17 protein-coding genes are annotated in these 15975 nt (G+C 54.4%); 7 read left to right on the plus strand and 10 right to left on the minus strand.

All coding sequences use genetic code 11. From position 1 onward, the window contains the following. Positions 1-105 precede the first annotated feature (105 nt). The 10 genes from ACOCF6_RS24175 to ACOCF6_RS24220 all read right to left on the minus strand — a co-directional run bounded on the left by ACOCF6_RS24175 (position 106) and on the right by ACOCF6_RS24220 (position 10975). Positions 106-2208, minus strand: a complete 2103-nt coding sequence (locus ACOCF6_RS24175; RefSeq protein WP_482463128.1) for a chemotaxis protein CheA — start codon at positions 2206-2208, stop codon at positions 106-108. A gap of 4 nt (positions 2209-2212) precedes the next feature. After that, positions 2213-2578 (minus strand): response regulator, encoded by a 366-nt coding sequence (locus ACOCF6_RS24180; protein ID WP_482463130.1) that lies wholly within the window; start codon positions 2576-2578, stop codon positions 2213-2215. Then, positions 2578-2937, minus strand: coding sequence for an STAS domain-containing protein (locus ACOCF6_RS24185; RefSeq protein WP_482463132.1), 360 nt, complete (start codon positions 2935-2937; stop codon positions 2578-2580). Before ACOCF6_RS24185 ends, ACOCF6_RS24180 begins: the two co-directional genes overlap by 1 nt. A 33-nt stretch (positions 2938-2970) precedes the next feature. Beyond that, positions 2971-4812, minus strand: coding sequence for a methyl-accepting chemotaxis protein (locus tag ACOCF6_RS24190; protein WP_482463134.1), 1842 nt, complete (start codon positions 4810-4812; stop codon positions 2971-2973). 84 nt (positions 4813-4896) lie between these two features. Further along, on the minus strand, positions 4897-5295 hold the full coding sequence (locus tag ACOCF6_RS24195; RefSeq protein ID WP_482463136.1) for a response regulator: 399 nt from the start codon (positions 5293-5295) through the stop codon (positions 4897-4899). Positions 5296-5369: 74 nt separating this feature from the next. Then, the gene (locus ACOCF6_RS24200; RefSeq protein ID WP_482463138.1) at positions 5370-6596 is read right to left on the minus strand and encodes a sensor histidine kinase; all 1227 of its coding nucleotides are present in this window, start codon (positions 6594-6596) and stop codon (positions 5370-5372) included. 82 nt (positions 6597-6678) lie between these two features. Next, the gene (locus ACOCF6_RS24205; protein WP_482463140.1) at positions 6679-7149 is read right to left on the minus strand and encodes a cytochrome P460 family protein; all 471 of its coding nucleotides are present in this window, start codon (positions 7147-7149) and stop codon (positions 6679-6681) included. 91 nt (positions 7150-7240) lie between these two features. Further along, positions 7241-8719 carry a DUF342 domain-containing protein gene (locus ACOCF6_RS24210; protein ID WP_482463142.1) on the minus strand — a complete coding sequence of 493 codons (1479 nt, stop codon included), beginning with the start codon at positions 8717-8719 and terminating at the stop codon, positions 7241-7243. A 214-nt stretch (positions 8720-8933) separates the two neighbouring features. Beyond that, positions 8934-9830 carry a chemotaxis protein CheW gene (locus ACOCF6_RS24215; RefSeq protein ID WP_482463144.1) on the minus strand — a complete coding sequence of 299 codons (897 nt, stop codon included), beginning with the start codon at positions 9828-9830 and terminating at the stop codon, positions 8934-8936. A 53-nt stretch (positions 9831-9883) separates the two neighbouring features. Beyond that, positions 9884-10975 (minus strand): HD domain-containing phosphohydrolase, encoded by a 1092-nt coding sequence (locus ACOCF6_RS24220; protein WP_482463146.1) that lies wholly within the window; start codon positions 10973-10975, stop codon positions 9884-9886. A 231-nt stretch (positions 10976-11206) separates the two neighbouring features. Between ACOCF6_RS24220 and ACOCF6_RS24225 the strand changes: the two genes are divergently transcribed. From ACOCF6_RS24225 to ACOCF6_RS24255, 7 genes are read left to right on the plus strand one after another with little or no spacing between them, the layout of a single operon-like run. Then, positions 11207-11674, plus strand: a complete 468-nt coding sequence (locus ACOCF6_RS24225) for a deoxycytidylate deaminase (RefSeq protein ID WP_482463148.1) — start codon at positions 11207-11209, stop codon at positions 11672-11674. A gap of 12 nt (positions 11675-11686) precedes the next feature. Further along, entirely contained in the window at positions 11687-12181 is a 495-nt protein-coding gene (gene nrdR / locus ACOCF6_RS24230; RefSeq protein ID WP_482463150.1) for a transcriptional regulator NrdR, read from the plus strand. A 60-nt stretch (positions 12182-12241) separates the two neighbouring features. Next, complete coding sequence (ribD, locus tag ACOCF6_RS24235; protein WP_482463153.1) at positions 12242-13348, plus strand: bifunctional diaminohydroxyphosphoribosylaminopyrimidine deaminase/5-amino-6-(5-phosphoribosylamino)uracil reductase RibD; 1107 nt, start codon at positions 12242-12244, stop codon at positions 13346-13348. Beyond that, positions 13333-13974 carry a riboflavin synthase gene (locus tag ACOCF6_RS24240; RefSeq protein WP_482463155.1) on the plus strand — a complete coding sequence of 214 codons (642 nt, stop codon included), beginning with the start codon at positions 13333-13335 and terminating at the stop codon, positions 13972-13974. The genes ribD and ACOCF6_RS24240 overlap by 16 nt, the downstream gene beginning before the upstream one ends. Positions 13975-13989: 15 nt before the next feature. Continuing rightward, positions 13990-15195 (plus strand): bifunctional 3,4-dihydroxy-2-butanone-4-phosphate synthase/GTP cyclohydrolase II, encoded by a 1206-nt coding sequence (locus ACOCF6_RS24245; RefSeq protein ID WP_482463157.1) that lies wholly within the window; start codon positions 13990-13992, stop codon positions 15193-15195. Further along, positions 15195-15737 carry an epoxyqueuosine reductase QueH gene (locus ACOCF6_RS24250; protein ID WP_482463159.1) on the plus strand — a complete coding sequence of 181 codons (543 nt, stop codon included), beginning with the start codon at positions 15195-15197 and terminating at the stop codon, positions 15735-15737. The genes ACOCF6_RS24245 and ACOCF6_RS24250 overlap by 1 nt, the downstream gene beginning before the upstream one ends. Further along, positions 15734-15949, plus strand: coding sequence for a DUF2905 domain-containing protein (locus tag ACOCF6_RS24255; RefSeq protein ID WP_482463161.1), 216 nt, complete (start codon positions 15734-15736; stop codon positions 15947-15949). Before ACOCF6_RS24250 ends, ACOCF6_RS24255 begins: the two co-directional genes overlap by 4 nt. Positions 15950-15975: the final 26 nt, after the last annotated feature.

The following is a 15975-nucleotide window of genomic DNA, read 5'->3' on the forward strand; positions in this document are numbered from 1 at the left end:
TTGGTGGTATCAATGAAATGACTTAATATATTGGAGAAAGCTTACCAGCAAAAATGCCGGACGCAAGCGCCCGGCATCATAAAAATCTTATAAATGCAATTTAAGCTAAATGGTGTGTTCCAGGTCCTCGGCCGCCTGGTACAGCACCCCCATATCCAGGATCAGGGCTACGGTGCCGTCCCCCAGGATCGTCGCACCCGATACGCCCTTGACATCGCGGTACATCCTCCCCAGCGTCTTGATGACTGTCTGGTGTTCGCCAATCACGCTGTCCACCACGAAGCCGACCTTGCTGCCGTTGATGCCGGTGATGACGATCTGCTCAATCTCAGGGCGATTGCTGGTGATCTTGAACTGCTCACGCAGCGGGATGTAGGGGATAATGCTGCCGCGCACATTGGCCAGGTTACGGCCATGGGAATTTGATATATCCTCACGGGTCAACTCGACACACTCCTCCACATGGGATAAGGGCAGCACGAAATAGTTGGTATCGATCCGCACCAGCAGGCTTTCGATGATGGCCAGGGTCAACGGAATCCGCAGGGTGATGGTACTGCCGACGCCCCTGGTGCTGGCGATCTCGATCGAACCACGCAGTGCCTCGATACCCTTCTTGACCACATCCATCCCCACGCCGCGGCCGGAGACACTGGTCACCTTGGCGGCAGTTGAGAAGCCGGGGGCGAAGATCATGTTATAGATCTCCTTGTCCGGCAGTTCGGCATTGGCGGCAATCAGGCCCCGTTCGACGGCCTTTTCGCGAATCCTGTCCCTGTCCAGACCGGCACCGTCGTCACGGATGGTTATCAGAACACTGTCGCCGGAATGAACCGCGCCCAGATGGACAATACCCTGAGCCGGTTTTCCGGCGGCCCTGCGCACTTCCGGCATTTCGATACCATGATCGATACTGTTGCGGATCAGGTGCACCAGGGGGTCATTGAGGCGCTCGATAACCGTTTTGTCCAGCTCGGTTTCAGCACCCTCTGTTTCCATCTCGATCTCCTTGCCCAGTTCCTGGGAGAGGTCACGCACCAGGCGTTTGAACTTGGTGAAGGTGGAACCGATCGGCAGCATGCGGATATTGAGGGCCGTGTCGCGCAACTCCTCGGTCAATCGTTCGACCTCTTCGGCGATAGCGGCAAACTCGGCATTATTCTGGAGAGCGGCGGTCTGGCTGAGATGGGCCTGAACAGTTACCAGTTCTCCCACCAGGTTCACCAACTGGTCGAGTCGCTCGGCCGGCACGCGGATGCTGGTGGCGGCATCCTGTGAAGCCCGTTCCTGGCGAACATTCTTGACCTGCTGTTGTTCCACCAAAGCCGACTGGATCTTGTCAGGCGTCACCGCACCGACAGAGACGGCCAGTTCCCCGAATCGTTTCTGCAGACTGAGGATTTTCTGCATCTCCACATGGCTCAAGTCACCGCGTTCCACCAGGATTTCACCCAGATTTTTGTATTCCTGGTCTGAGTCACTGTCTCCGTCGTCAACCAGATCGATCTTCAGTTCACAGTCGTCTTCACAGAAGATGAATACATCCTTAATGGCATCCATCCCGCGGGAAGTCGTCAGGACGACATCCCAGTACAGATAACAATGTTCCGGGTTCATCTCGCTCAGATGAGGGATCAGATCGGTGTGGGCGATCACATGGCAGGTGCCCAATTGGCGCAGTTCATTGATCAGCCCTAGAGGGTTTGTTCCTGACAGGAAAATCTCCGGAATCGGCTTGAAGCGGATGCGCCAGGTTTTCTGGTCCCCTGCGGGAGCCTGGGCAACAGGGGCAGATGCCTGGGCAGACCGGACGATTTCTACCGGCTCCACACCGGGAACAAGCTGCTTGAGCCCGGCAATAATGGCATCACCCTCAGTACGGTTGATTTCTCCACCCGACACCGATACGTCCAGCAGGGACTTGATATGATCGCGGGCCCGCAAGGTCAGATTGAGCAGCTGTTTCGTCACTGCCATCCTGCCGTTACGCACCATATCGAAGACCGTCTCAACCTCGTGGGTAAAGCCGGCGATCTCATCGAAGCCGAACATGGCGCCCGACCCCTTGATGGTATGCATGGCCCTGAACACACGCCCGATCAGCTCGGCATCATCGGGGGTTTCCTCCAGTTCAAGCAGTGACGTTTCCAGTTCCGTCAGCAGTTCATTGGCTTCTTCACGATAGGTGGCAATATGTGCTTCGATCATTGTTTCACCCCAGAACTTTTTTTATCACCGCAATCAATTGCTCCGGCTTGAAGGGTTTGACAATCCATCCGGTAGCTCCGGCGGCTTTGCCCTCCCCTTTTTTTGCCTCCTGGGACTCGGTCGTAAGCATGATGATCGGGATAAACTTGTTCAGTGTCCCGGCCCGCACCCCTCTGATCAGGCCGAACCCGTCAAGGTTGGGCATGTTCAGGTCTGTAATCAGCATATCGACCTTCTGGGTGCCGAGCTTGGTAAGGGCATCCTTGCCATCCACCGCTTCCACCACATCGTAACCGTTCTGTTTAAGAGTGAAGCTGACCATCTGACGCACACTGGCCGAATCATCTGCTGCCATAATCAATTTTGGCATTAACGTATACCTCCATACCAGATACATGGTTTATTATCATTCTGACTACAGGGCAAACCTTGGGGACCGCCCATGCTACTGCCAAATGAGGCCATGCAGACAGGCATGGAATCAGGCTCACAATCGTAGCCGCGCCCCATCTTTGCCGCAGTCTTGCAGCCTGCGCAAATCACCTGCATGCTGGTCATGTCGAGACTCTCAAGCGCACGCAGATTCAAGGTTACCTGTTGTGACTCGTCAAGCGACTCTGCCAGGATCTTATGCAGCTCGCCGCTTGTCTCGATGGACAACGTCCCGCCGAGAACGATTGAAATCGATCCGTCAGCATTGGTATTTTTAGCTATGGTGTAGTTGCTCATTGATTGCCTCCGTCTGCATCAATCATGTAACAATTAAAACAAATCCACATTGTCGCCAAATTCTGATTCATCTACGGCAGCGACCACCTTTTTATCAGCAATATCCACTGCGCTGCTGCCACTGCGTTTGCGGGCGATTGATTCGTGTATATGCCGCTCACTGTCCATGGTGTAACGCTCTTCCATATGGCGCAGATTGTCTTTGAATTCCAGGCTGGCCGGTTCAAGTTCCCGTGCAGTGGCTACGATCCTGTCGAGATTGGCCATGGCTTCATCTGCCATGCGCGATACCCGCTCATGAACATCAATGGAGGCGGTAGCCCGTTCAATATCTTCAGTCAACCCCCCTACACGCTGCCCCAAACCGGACAGAAGAACCATCAGGTTGTTGTTCATGCTGCCGAGCGAAGTCAGAATCATCGTCAGCTCCTCTTCCATAACTGTAATCCGTGAACCGAGCTGTTTCGTTTCATCAGTAGCCTCATGAAAGAGGTGTTCCGTGGACTGATTGATCTGCGTCAGCGTCTGGGAAACCAGTTCTGTCTGGGAAATGGCATCAACCGACAAGCGTTTGATGGCCTCTGCCAGCACACCCAGCGCAGCGCCTTCCTGTCCGGTATGGGCGGCTTTGATCTGGGCGTTGAGGGCAATCAGGTCGATTTCGGTGCCGATCTCCTCAATGTCCGTCACGAAACCGGAGACTTCCTGCATGGTATTGGCAACCTTCGATAGCGTAGTTGACATTTCGAGGTCCGAATGGGCGCACGACGCCAGCACGGCAGTAACGGTACCCATTCCGCGGCTCATGGCATCCATGAATGATCCGCCGGATGAATCTGCAACACCGGCAGTCGATAACGACTCGGATGCCATGAGCGCCTGCTTGCTGGCTACGTCCCGCAGGTTGTCCACGATGGAGTGCACGGCGCCGCACAATTCGGACGCGGCAAATCGCAACTGTGCGGACTGTAGCTCGCACACATCCCCTGTCTCGATGATCAGCTTGCGATAACGTTCCGGTTCAGATGCAACTTCGGCAGGATTCTGCAGCTTCACAGAGAGGCGATCCAGTGCTTCGACAATATGTTCGACCTGCTGGCGGGTCATGTCGTGCATCTGCATCGATGAAACAACCTCGCTGATATTGGCGCTCACCTCGCTGGAAACCGATGAGACCAGAGAGCCAAAGCTGCTGCAGCGACTGTTGACCGAGACCAGATCTTCAAGACTGTTGGAGGTACTGGCAAGCACGCCGCCCAACTCCTTGTCCTGAACCTCCTCGCTGCTGCGGACGATCCGCAGATTGTCGCCAATCATCCGGGCAAGCAGATGACGGTGACTGAGAATATTGGATGATTTTTCACTGACAAGCTGGGAAAGCTTTTCCACATCCTGGGCCAGGGTCAGAAAGCCGAGCCCCATTTCCCCCAGCCGTGAACTTTCGATCTTGGTAGACACCCCCAGCATGTGCAGGGTTTTGGTCATTTTCTGGAAGCCTTCCAGCGGACGGGAAACTAGATCAAGCTGTCCCAGAATCTGCTCCAGGGTGCCGCAACTGACGGAGCTCTGGCTGCGAGCGCTGGCGAGATAGGACTCCATATCAACCATCATCTGGCGCAGGCGGTCGATCAGGAACTGAACCTGTTCGCCTGAAACAGATTCCACCAACTGGTTGGCCATGGAGGTAATTTCAAATGAACGCTGGTAGAAATCCTGCATCTGAGAACCGATCTGGAGAAACTCATCCTCAGTCGTTCCGGCCAATTTCTGCAGTGTTTCCCGAGAAGGCGCAATAATGGCATACCATTCATCGATCACAGATGTATCTGCCGGCAGTTCAGCTTCTATGTTCAGATTGTGCGTTGAAATAGTCATGAAAAATCCTTGCGGGACATCCTGGTAAGGTTGAATCAGCTTTCAGCAGGTACTGGACCGGTTATCGCACTCACCTTTTCAGGGTCAGGCAATCAGCCCGAAGGTACGCAGCTCACGAATCAGCTTCTGCTTGCTGATTGGCTTTACCAGATACGACGTTGCGCCGCCCTTGTATAAGGAGTCGATCACTGTCTTGGGGTCATCCAGAGCGGTAGTCATGATGACCTTGACCTCGATCTCAGGAGGGATAGCCAATTCTTTTTCAAGCTGGCGAATCTGTTTGAGCGCTTCATTACCATCGAAACCGGGCATCATGATATCCATGCAGATCAGGTCGTAGGGGCGTTTGCCCTCGTGTGCCATACGAAATGACATAACGGCTTCCTCACCGTTGACGGCAATATCACACTCACAATAGCCTGACAGAAGTTCCTTCAGGATTCGACGGGATATAAAATCATCTTCAACAATCAGGCATTTCATTTGATATCCTCCCAAGCTCAGTTCTGATCACATATAATTCAACTTGCGAACCCTGCATTACAGGATACGTGCGATTACGAATTCACAGCCACCTGCATGATAAAATTGAAGCTGCTGCCCTCGCCGGGTGAACTCTCTACGTGAAGCTGGCCATTCAGCACCCGTGCAATCTGGCGGGCGATACTCAATCCCAGTCCGGCGCCACCGAAACGGCGGGTCGATGAACCATCCACCTGTGTGAACGGATCGAAAATACGCTCGTGCATGTCCGGAGGGATGCCGATACCGCTATCTGTAACGGTCACCCGGATAACCGCCCTATCGCCCTCCATCCGTTCCAGGGCAATATCCATCCGGGCACCCCCTTTTTCTGTGAATTTGAAGGCATTGCACAGCAGAATATCAAGCAGTCGAGAAAGCTGTTCACCGTCACACCTGATACGACGCGGCACACCCGGGGCCATCTGGACGTCGAAAGAGAGGCCTCTTTCGGCAAACCTGGAACGATGGTCCATGGTCACCGCTTCGATTGTGACCGCCAGGTCGAGCACTTCATGGCAGGCAGCAGCACCGCGACCGATACCATCAGAAAATGTGAGCATCCGGTCGACCAGTTCCATCATGTTATCCGCGGCCTGACGAGCCAGCAAAAGGTACTCCCGCTGCGTACCGGTCAGCCCGGCATCTGACAACAGGTCGAGTCCACCAATAACACCGTTCATGGGCGTACGCATCTCGTGAGTAACAGTAGCCATGAATTCGCTTTTGTCATTGGCGGCTTTAATCAGAGCCAACTTGGCTGTACTCAGTTGCGAAACCGCATTTTTCAGTTCTTCGGTGCGTTGTGCTACGGTCTGCTCGAGCTCAGCCCGGTAATTTTTTTCCATGTACAACAGCTTGGAGTAATTAACAGCTTTTTCGACAACCTTGCGCAGATAGGCAAAGTCAAACGGTTTGTGAATAAAATCAAAGGCACCGTTTTTTATTGCATTTACAGCGACCTGCAAATGAGCAAAACCGGTAATGATGATAACGGGGACTTCAGGCAGTCTTTGGTGAACCTTTCCAAGAAAAGTGATGCCATCCTCGCCCGGCATCATGACGTCGGTGATGATGGCATCAAACTCGAACGCATCTATCAAGCGGTGGGCTTCTTCGGCATTGGTGGCCAGGCTGACCTGATACTGTACCTGCTTGAAGCAAAAGGAAACCATCTGGAGAATATCCTCTTCGTCATCCACAACAAGGATATGCGGTGTTCGCTCCAGGGATGTTTTTTTCAGGTCAGGCGCATCAGCCATGGCATTACCTTTACCCTGATATAAATGATAACTTGTTAGCCACATGCTTTCCGCAAAGCGAGATCAAAAAATCAAGAGCAACTTACAAGCGCTTAAAATCCTTGATGGTTGAAATAACAAAATCGCGCCCGGCAGCATCTTTCTGATGACAACCGAAACAGGTACTGACAGGATCCAGACCACTCGGTTTGCCATCGGCGCCGTACCCCGCAAACAGCCAGCCTCCGGTCTCTTTTTTACGTTTGTCCTTGCGCATCAGCACGACCATGTTTTTCGGCCCGTCAACAGTGGTGTCACCACCTTTAAGGTTAAAATATTCGACAACGATCGAACTCCCCTCAGTAAACCTGTTGCCTGCCTGATAGCCCTTCATGGCCTTTTTGTCGGCATAAATGTAATGAATGCCATAAAAGAGAGAACTCTTGTCTGTCACCAGCTTGCGTTCGCTTTTCTGCCATGCGGTATAGCCCTTGGGCAGCGGCGGCGCAGCAGCGGCAGCAATCAAAGGAAAAATCAAAACAGTAATCAGGGATGTAATCAGTACCTTCATCATCAGTACACGTTCTCCTTATATTAATTTTACGAAACTATACCATACATACTTCGATTGTCACCTACTGTAAGCAAATACTCATTTTAAATAATCAATAGTTTCCGGGAAGCTGTCGTTTGTGGGCATTTTCCCTGACAAAGGCCAGCTCGATATCCGCCGCACGGACATCAAGGCTGGTCATGGACAGGAAGCGCAAACCGCCTTCGATAGTGTTCTCGATGACACTGAAAGGTCCGTCCCGTTCATCAACCTTCTCTTTGGCATTCAATCCAACCCGAAGAAAGGTATTATCATACAGGATCCCTTTGACATTTATTTTCGGGTTGGCGATTTCAGAAGAACGGCTACGAATAGCCATCAGACTTTCTGTCAATTCTGCTCTGGATTTGCGAAGAACCTCCATATCCTGAAACGAACTCGTCTGTTCCATCTGGGCCGTATTTTTTTCCAGCTCTTCGGTAATGCGCTCGAGTTCCGGCATATCGCGATAGTCAAAACCTGCCCTGAGGGTTGTTTTGATGGATGATGCAGATCCGGCCTTCTTTGTCTCGATTCCGCCCAGCGCCGTATAGCTGCCGCCTGCAATGGCGCCCCTGTTGACAACAATTCGACCGAGTGTCTTGACATGGCAGTTGTGCAGTTCGACATCGACATTCAGGTCCCCGGCACACGTCACCAGAGCACAATCGTGAATAAAGTTGGCCGTGATCGACCCGCCACATTCGATTGTCCCCTTTTCAATTCCGTCCATTCCACAAAAACTGATATCGCCATCACTCTTGATTTGACAGGCGCCGATATTGCCGCTGACACGCAAACCCTTGACGGCGGTGACATTGAAACCGTCCAGGATATCGCCGCGCACCTCCACATAGCCGTTAAAGTTGATCGATCCGACCCGGAAATTAACATCACCCGCCACAACGTATTCCTGGGCAACAGTGATTTCTCCGGAACCAGTACACACCCTGCCGGCAACATCGGCAATCAGCAGGGAGCCGTCATCAGTTGTGCGGATATTTTCACCAATTTTTATATTGAGCGGCTTGGGCGGCTGCGGCAGAATAACCTGTCCGGTCACGCTGCGACCAGCAGTTCCCTGTTCAGGCGGGATAATGCGACCGATCTCATCCCCGGGCATGACATTGATAAAGGTCTGCACATTGTGAAGATCAAGATTTTCAGATTCATCGACGTCGTGGGCAACTGTAACCGATGGTTGAGCAGTAAAGGAAAGCCAGCCATCCTTGCCAGGTACCGGCGGGGAACCTGCGGCAACCAGCACCATACTGAGCGCCTGACCGGCAGCAGCCTTGAGGGCAAAATCCTCCAGAGCATCCGGCATGAAGCCTTCTTTGACTCCGGACTGCGCCAAGAAGGCATTCAACTCGTCACGGGTCATCATGCTGCCCTGTTCACGGGGAACATAGCTGCAGCGGCACTCCAGCTTATCATCCGAGATCCAGACGTACAGGCTGTATCCGAGTTTTTTGCATTCCTTTCCGGCAATGCCGCCACTCGTTCCGGCAGCAGTATTTGGACCTGTGTTTTGGTTTGGATCAGCAGACATGAGTGCACTCTCCCCGGCGCTTGTGATTACTGACAGCACAAGGTTAAATTAGCACAAAACAGCCCCCCGGCACCAACATTAAAACATCCGCTTTCAGGCATCATCGGACATTCTGGCATCAAACATGGGAACTCAGCACAGCGGGGCAAGTCAGCCTTGAAGACCATACCCTTCAGATGCGGTGTTATGCCGGGTCATAAGTGTTACAGGCCCGTTACTGCACCAGACTGAAGATTTCTCCGGCCAGTGAATCAGGATCGAACTTGGCCACGAACCTGTCGGCACCGCACTGTTCGGCCTTGATCCGGTTGGAGGGGTTGCTCATCGAACTGTGCAGGATGACCTTGAGATGCTTGTAATGCTCATTTTCACGCATGGTGCGAGTGAAGGTGAACCCGTCCATTCCGGGCATTTCGATATCCGATATCACCAGGTCAACCCGGCTGTGTTCCTGTTCCAGGTACTCCAGTGCCTGGGTGGCCGACATCCGTGCGGTATTGGTAAAGCCCATTTTATCCAGTACGGATTGCAGCAGCAGGATAGCAGTACGCGAGTCATCCACCACCAGGACATGCCGGCCGCTTCCCTTGCCTTCAGCCTCTGTCATGGCCAGGCTTTTGAAATCGCGCTCAATGCCGATGATCTCGGATAGAATCGACTCGATATCCAGCAGCATAATGGCCTCACCGCCGTCGGCATATGCAATCGCCACCAGCGACTGGGCATTTACCCCTGCCGGCTTGTGTATATCCTGCCAGCTTCGCGTCAGGAGCGTGTCGGGGCTGTGGATGATGAAGGCCGTCAGGCTTTGGTTATATTCGCAGATAATGATGTATGCCAGCTCATCACGGAAATCCTTGGAGGGGAGCCCTACCGCTTCAGACAGGTCGATGACGGCCAGGGCGTTGCCGCGAAAATCAAGTGCCCCCTTGACCGCAGGATGCGAATTGGGCATGCGATCGATGTGGTGAGGGCACTCGATGATTTCAATGATCTTGAAAACATTTATGCCATACAGTTGTTCATCTGTCAGCCGGAAGGTCAGCATCTCCATCTGGTTGGACTGGGCAAGTTTCGTACGTTGCAGTGCTTCGTCGAGTGAGGATGTCATAATGCCTCCGGGAAATGTGTCTGCTCATGTGAAGTACAAAGATCACGGGGACATCACTCCACCGTATCGTTGATGTGGTTGAAGCGCTCTTCCAGCGCGATAAAGGCCTTGATAATCTCCGGATCAAAGTGGCTGCCGGACTCTTCCAGCAGAATCTCTCTCACCTTTGTATGATCAAGCCCCTTTCGATAGCAGCGATTTGAACGGATTGCATCGTAACAGTCCGCTACCGCCATGATCCTGGCAGAAAGGGGGATATTTTTCCCGACCAGCCCATCCGGATACCCGGAGCCATCCCAGCGCTCATGGTGGTACAGGGCTATTTCGATTCCCATGCCGATAAAAGGATTATCGGCATAGCGGTTAAAAACGGTCTGCATGTTTTCAGCACCGATAACAGTATGTGTCTTCATTACCTCAAATTCTTCAGGTGTCAACCTGCCCGGCTTTAAAAGAATCCTGTCAGGGATGGCCACCTTGCCGATATCATGAAGCGGCGAGGCATGCTGAATGCAGTCGATAAATTCAGCAGAGATATGGTCGTCATAGGGGGAACCATCGCCAAGCTGCTGCGCCAGCAATGCACAGTAGTCACGCACCCGCTCCAGATGGGCGCCGGTATCATCATCACGCAGCTCGGCCAGCTTTGCCAGGGTAAAGATGGTGGCCTGCTGCGCTGCAGACACCTCGCGAACTTTCATCTCGACCAGTTTCTGGTATTCGAGCTTATGGCGCAGGGAACTAAGCTTCAGGTGTGTTGCAACCCGGGCCTGAACCTCCTCGGATTGAAATGGCTTGGCAATATAGTCGACGCCTCCGGCATGGAATCCCCGGATCTTGTCCTCAGTTGCGTTCAGACCGCTCAGGAATATGACCGGTATATCCACCAGATCAGGATTCTGTTTGATATGTCCGCACAACTCCAGTCCGTTCATATCCGGCATGGTTATATCCAGCAGGAACAGATCCGGCTGTTCGTTTTTGGCCGCCTCAAGCGTAGCGGCACCGTTGGAACAGGAGATCACATCATAGCCGTGATGTTCCAGCATATACTTCAGCACTTCAAGGACATCAGGATCATCGTCCACGGCAATAATCCGCGCCTTCTTCTGCGACTCCGGATAGTCGCTTGATAATATTTTCACAGGCACCTCACAATAATCTTCGTACGTCGCCCCCAACAGGTTTATCCCGGCTGAGGTTGTTCCGGCTTTATGTCTCCTGAACAAATACCGACAAATTGTGCATAAATATACTACATCGTCTTTAAACAAAACAAATAATATAATATTGCCAAGATCGGCATCATTATTGACCTTATCGTCAGAGTGGGGTAATTTGTGTAAATTCTTGTCAGAGGAAGGAAACCACCATACATGCAGCGCCCCTCCTGGGATCAGTATTTCATGGATATCACCCGACTGGTGGCAACCCGTTCCTCCTGCCTGCGCCGGCAGGTAGGAGCGCTACTGGTCAAGGATCGCAATATCCTTGCAACCGGGTACAACGGTGTACCTTCCGGGATTACCCACTGCCAGGCGGTCGGCTGCCTGCGTGAGCGGCTCAAGGTACCGTCCGGCGAACGCCACGAACTCTGCCGTGGTCTTCATGCCGAGCAGAACGCCATTATCCAGGCCGCCAAGCACGGCACAAATATCGATGGCGCCACCCTGTACTGCACCACCATGCCCTGCATCATCTGTACAAAAATGATCATCAATGCCGGTATAACCAGGGTAATCTACGGCGAAGGATATGCCGACGAGCTGGCCCGGGAAATGATCACCGAGGCAGCCCTGGACGTAGTTCATTTTGCACAAAACCCTGACAAACAGGACCAGTAAAGGCGAATCACCATGAAATGTCCGTTTTGCGGCAACCCCGACAGCAAGGTTATCGATTCACGCCCGGACAAGGGGGGCACGGCCATCCGCCGCCGACGTGAATGTGAGGAGTGCACGAAACGTTTTACCACCCATGAACGGGTGGAAGAGATGCTGCCGCAGGTCTGCAAAAAGGACGGCCGCCGCGAACCGTTCGACCGTATGAAAATCATCTCCGGCATCAAGAAGGCCTGCGAAAAACGACCCATCCCGGTTGAGGACATCGAACATATGGTCGATCGCCTGGAAGCGCGCCTGCAGGAATCGACGGATAAAGAAATATCGACCACCGCCATCGGCGAATGGATCATGAAGGAACTGCACGGTATGGATGAAGTGGCCTACGTCCGCTTTGCCTCGGTCTACCGCTCGTTCCGCGATATTGGAGAATTCATGCAGGAGCTGCAGGATCTTTTAAAAACAGGGACAGGAAATCATGGGCAAGGTTCACAGGGCAAGCTGCGTTAAGCTGGCTGAACTACCCGTTCTCTTCTTTTCCATGGCCAATACCCCTGACAAAGGACTTCCATGACAACCACTGACGCCAGATACATGAAACGCGCCCTGACCCTGGCCCGCAAGGGTGCAGGCAAGACGTCACCCAACCCGGCCGTCGGCTGTGTCATTATAAAAAACGGTGATGTTATCGGGGAAGGCTGGCACAGGAAGGCAGGCGGACCGCACGCCGAGATCCACGCTCTGGAAATGGCCGGTGCTGACGCCCGCGGTGCCGATGTGTATGTAACCCTGGAACCGTGCTGCCACACCGGCAAGACCCCCCCCTGCAGCGAAGCGCTCATCAAAGCGGGTGTCAGACGTGTTGTTGTCGGCATGAGCGACCCCAACCCGCTGGTCAGCGGCGGCGGACTGGCGGCGCTTAAACGGGCCGGCATCGAGACTGCCTGCGGAGTGTTGGAGGAAGAGTGTCGCACGATTAACCTGCCGTTCATCAAACATGTCACAACCGGTTTGCCCTATGTTACCTACAAGTGCGCCATGACCCTGGACGGCAACATCGCCACCATCACCGGGGAATCACGCTGGATCAGCTGCGAGGAATCCCGGAAATATGTTCACCGGATGCGCGCCCGTATGGATGCGGTCATGGTAGGTGTCGATACGATTATCGCCGACAACCCCCAGCTGACGGTACGTCATGTGCAGGGAAAAAACCCGTTGCGGGTAATTGTGGACACCCGACTGCGAACCCCCGAGAGTGTCAACGTACTGAAAGGTCTGCATTCGTCCAAAACCATCATCGCCACCACGGAAAGCAATCCGCGCGTCCATGCCCGCTATCTCAAACAGGGCGCCACCATCGTGGTCTGCGAAGAATATGACGGCCGCGTCTCCATGAAAGACCTGCTACCGAAACTGGGGGCTCTGGGTGTGCAAACCATCCTGCTCGAAGGGGGCAGTCGCCTGGCGGGCGACATGCTGCAGCACGGCCTGATCGATGAACTTGCGTTCTTCGTAGCCCCGAAAATCATCGGCAACAACGGCTTTGCACCGTTCACCCTGCAGGATATCACCTGCATGGAGCAGGCCATCCGGCTGGTTTTTACCGACGTGAAACGCAGTGGAGTGGACTTCATCATCCACGCCCGTCCGGAGACCTCATGTTCACCGGCCTGATCGAATCCATCGGAAGGGTAAACGGCTGTGAACGACGAGGCGCGGCAGCGGTTTTGACCGTGGCCACAACTCTTCCGTTAACAGAGATCGCCATCGGCGATTCGGTGGCCGTCAACGGCGCCTGCCTGACGGTGACCGCAAAACGGGAGGCGGCACTGACCTTTGATGTCTCTCCGGAGACGCTGACAAGCACCACCATCGGGGGGCTGCGGAGCGGACAGAGCGTCAACCTTGAGCGTGCCCTGCGGTTGGGCGACAGAATGGGTGGACACATTGTCACCGGCCATATCGACTGCATCGGCAAGCTGGCCCGCACCAGTGAGACCTCGGGCAACCGCGTCCTCGAATTCAGCCTGGCGCCTGAACATGCCCGCTACCTGATAACCAAGGGCTCGGTGGCAATTAACGGCATCAGCCTGACGGTCAACACGGTCACAGCGAGCGGTTTTTCCGTCAACATCATCCCGCTCACCCAGACAGCAACGACCCTGTCCAACCTGAAAATCGGTGAAGCGGTCAACATCGAGACCGACATCATCGGCAAATATGTGGAACGACTGACCGCACCATGGAAGCCGGGTGGCGGCCTGAGCATGAAGACACTGGCAGAGAATGGATTTTTGTAGGACGAAAGGAACAACATGTCCGTAGCGACCATAGCAGCAGCAATTGAGGATATCCGCCAGGGGAAGATGGTTATACTGGTGGATGATGAGGACCGCGAAAACGAGGGCGACCTGACCCTGGCAGCCGAAGCGGCCACCCCGGAGAATATCAACTTCATGGCCAAATACGGCCGTGGTCTGATCTGCCTGACCCTGACAGCCGAGAAGTGCGATCAGTTGGGATTGCGGCCAATGGTGCGCGACAACACCTCGCCCTTTGAAACCGCGTTCACTGTTTCCATTGAAGCCAAGCACGGCGTCACCACCGGCATCTCGGCCGCCGACCGCGCCCATACCATCGTTACCGCAGTGGCTGAAGGTGCCTCGGCAAAAGACCTAGTCAGCCCCGGCCATATCTTCCCGCTCAGGGCCAAGCCGGGTGGTGTTCTGGTGCGCACCGGACAGACCGAAGGCTCGGTGGACCTGGCACGCCTGGCAGGCCTCAAGCCGGCCGGCGTGATCTGCGAGATCATGAACGACGACGGCACCATGGCGCGCATGCCCGAATTGAAGAAATTCGCAAAAGAGCACGGCATCAAGATCTGCACCATTGCCGACCTGGTGGCCTACCGCCTCAAGAACGAGATCCTGGTGCGGGTTGTGGCCGATGCCCAGCTCCCCTCGCGCTTCGGTGGCGACTGGCGGGCGATTGCCTTCGAAAATGACGTGGACCGACTGGATCACCTGGCGCTGGTCAAGGGAGACGTCAACACGGGAGACCCCGTGCTGGTTCGGGTCCATTCCGAATGCTTGACCGGCGACGTGCTGGGCAGCCTGCGCTGTGACTGCGGTGAACAGCTGCACAGCGCCATGGAGATGATCGACAAGGAAGGCAGAGGCGTGATTCTGTACATGCGTCAGGAAGGGCGCGGCATCGGCCTGATCAACAAGCTCAAGGCCTATGAACTGCAGGACCGGGGGCGTGACACCGTCGAAGCCAATCTGGAACTGGGCTTCAAGGCCGATTTGCGCGACTACGGCATCGGTGCCCAGATGCTCGTATCCCTGGGCATCCGCAAGATGCGCCTGATGACCAACAACCCCAAGAAACTGATCGGCCTGCAGGGCTACGGCATCGACGTCGTCGAGCGGGTCTCCATCGAAGCGGTCGCCACAAAGAGCAACAAAGGATATCTCAAGACCAAGCGCGACAAGATGGGGCATCTGCTGGAGAATCTGTAATGCGCATCCTGCTTCATACCTGTTGCGGCCCCTGTGCCCTCTATCCCTTGCGAACACTGCGAACTGCCGGTCACGACGTGACCGGCTTTTTCTATAACCATAACATCCACCCCTACCAGGAGTATATTCTCCGCCGCGATGCGGTCATCCAGATGTCCGAGCTGGAGGCCATGCCGCTGATCATGCAGGACGATTACGACCTGGAAGGCTTTCTGGTCAACGTAGCCGCCGCGCCGGATGGTCGCTGCAGCTATTGCTACGCCTCGCGCCTGCGGGCCACTGCCCAGGCTGCCGCCGAAGGAGGATTCGAAGCCTATACCGCCTCGTTGCTCTACAGCCGCTACCAGAGACATGACGAAATCCGGGAACTGGGCGAACAGATTGGTCGTGAGTTCGGTGTTCCCTTCCACTACCAGGACTTCCGCCCCGGCTGGCAGGAGGGCATCAGACTCTCCAAGGAGCTGGGGCTGTACCGCCAGCAGTACTGCGGCTGTATCTACAGCGAAAAAGAGCGCTACCAGCCCAAGGTAAAAGCGGCATGAACGGCCTGGGACGCCCGCTGATCATCATGGGACTGATCCTGGTTGCGGCCGGCCTGGCCATCAGTTTTTCACCCAAACTTCCCACCTGGCTCGGCCGCCTGCCGGGCGACATCAACATCAAACGCGACAACTTCAGCATCCACTTCCCCCTGGCTACCTGCCTGCTGATCTCTGCTCTGCTTTCGCTTGTGATGTGGCTGTTCAGAAAATAATTTGATGTGATCCCCTGCCTTACAAT

The organism is Geobacter psychrophilus (assembly GCF_056821595.1).

What these genes read in the sequence shown, in the direction of transcription:
- ACOCF6_RS24175 (WP_482463128.1), bottom strand. Translation starts at nt 2,208, where the DNA reads ATGATCGAAGCACATATTGCCACCTATCGTGAAGAAGCCAATGAACTG.
- ACOCF6_RS24180 (WP_482463130.1), bottom strand. Translation starts at nt 2,578, where the DNA reads ATGCCAAAATTGATTATGGCAGCAGATGATTCGGCCAGTGTGCGTCAG.
- ACOCF6_RS24185 (WP_482463132.1), bottom strand. Translation starts at nt 2,937, where the DNA reads ATGAGCAACTACACCATAGCTAAAAATACCAATGCTGACGGATCGATT.
- ACOCF6_RS24190 (WP_482463134.1), bottom strand. Translation starts at nt 4,812, where the DNA reads ATGACTATTTCAACGCACAATCTGAACATAGAAGCTGAACTGCCGGCA.
- ACOCF6_RS24195 (WP_482463136.1), bottom strand. Translation starts at nt 5,295, where the DNA reads ATGAAATGCCTGATTGTTGAAGATGATTTTATATCCCGTCGAATCCTG.
- ACOCF6_RS24200 (WP_482463138.1), bottom strand. Translation starts at nt 6,596, where the DNA reads ATGGCTGATGCGCCTGACCTGAAAAAAACATCCCTGGAGCGAACACCG.
- ACOCF6_RS24205 (WP_482463140.1), bottom strand. Translation starts at nt 7,149, where the DNA reads ATGATGAAGGTACTGATTACATCCCTGATTACTGTTTTGATTTTTCCT.
- ACOCF6_RS24210 (WP_482463142.1), bottom strand. Translation starts at nt 8,719, where the DNA reads ATGTCTGCTGATCCAAACCAAAACACAGGTCCAAATACTGCTGCCGGA.
- ACOCF6_RS24215 (WP_482463144.1), bottom strand. Translation starts at nt 9,830, where the DNA reads ATGACATCCTCACTCGACGAAGCACTGCAACGTACGAAACTTGCCCAG.
- ACOCF6_RS24225 (WP_482463148.1), top strand. Translation starts at nt 11,207, where the DNA reads ATGCAGCGCCCCTCCTGGGATCAGTATTTCATGGATATCACCCGACTG.
- nrdR (WP_482463150.1), top strand. Translation starts at nt 11,687, where the DNA reads ATGAAATGTCCGTTTTGCGGCAACCCCGACAGCAAGGTTATCGATTCA.
- ribD (WP_482463153.1), top strand. Translation starts at nt 12,242, where the DNA reads ATGACAACCACTGACGCCAGATACATGAAACGCGCCCTGACCCTGGCC.
- ACOCF6_RS24240 (WP_482463155.1), top strand. Translation starts at nt 13,333, where the DNA reads ATGTTCACCGGCCTGATCGAATCCATCGGAAGGGTAAACGGCTGTGAA.
- ACOCF6_RS24245 (WP_482463157.1), top strand. Translation starts at nt 13,990, where the DNA reads ATGTCCGTAGCGACCATAGCAGCAGCAATTGAGGATATCCGCCAGGGG.
- ACOCF6_RS24250 (WP_482463159.1), top strand. Translation starts at nt 15,195, where the DNA reads ATGCGCATCCTGCTTCATACCTGTTGCGGCCCCTGTGCCCTCTATCCC.
- ACOCF6_RS24255 (WP_482463161.1), top strand. Translation starts at nt 15,734, where the DNA reads ATGAACGGCCTGGGACGCCCGCTGATCATCATGGGACTGATCCTGGTT.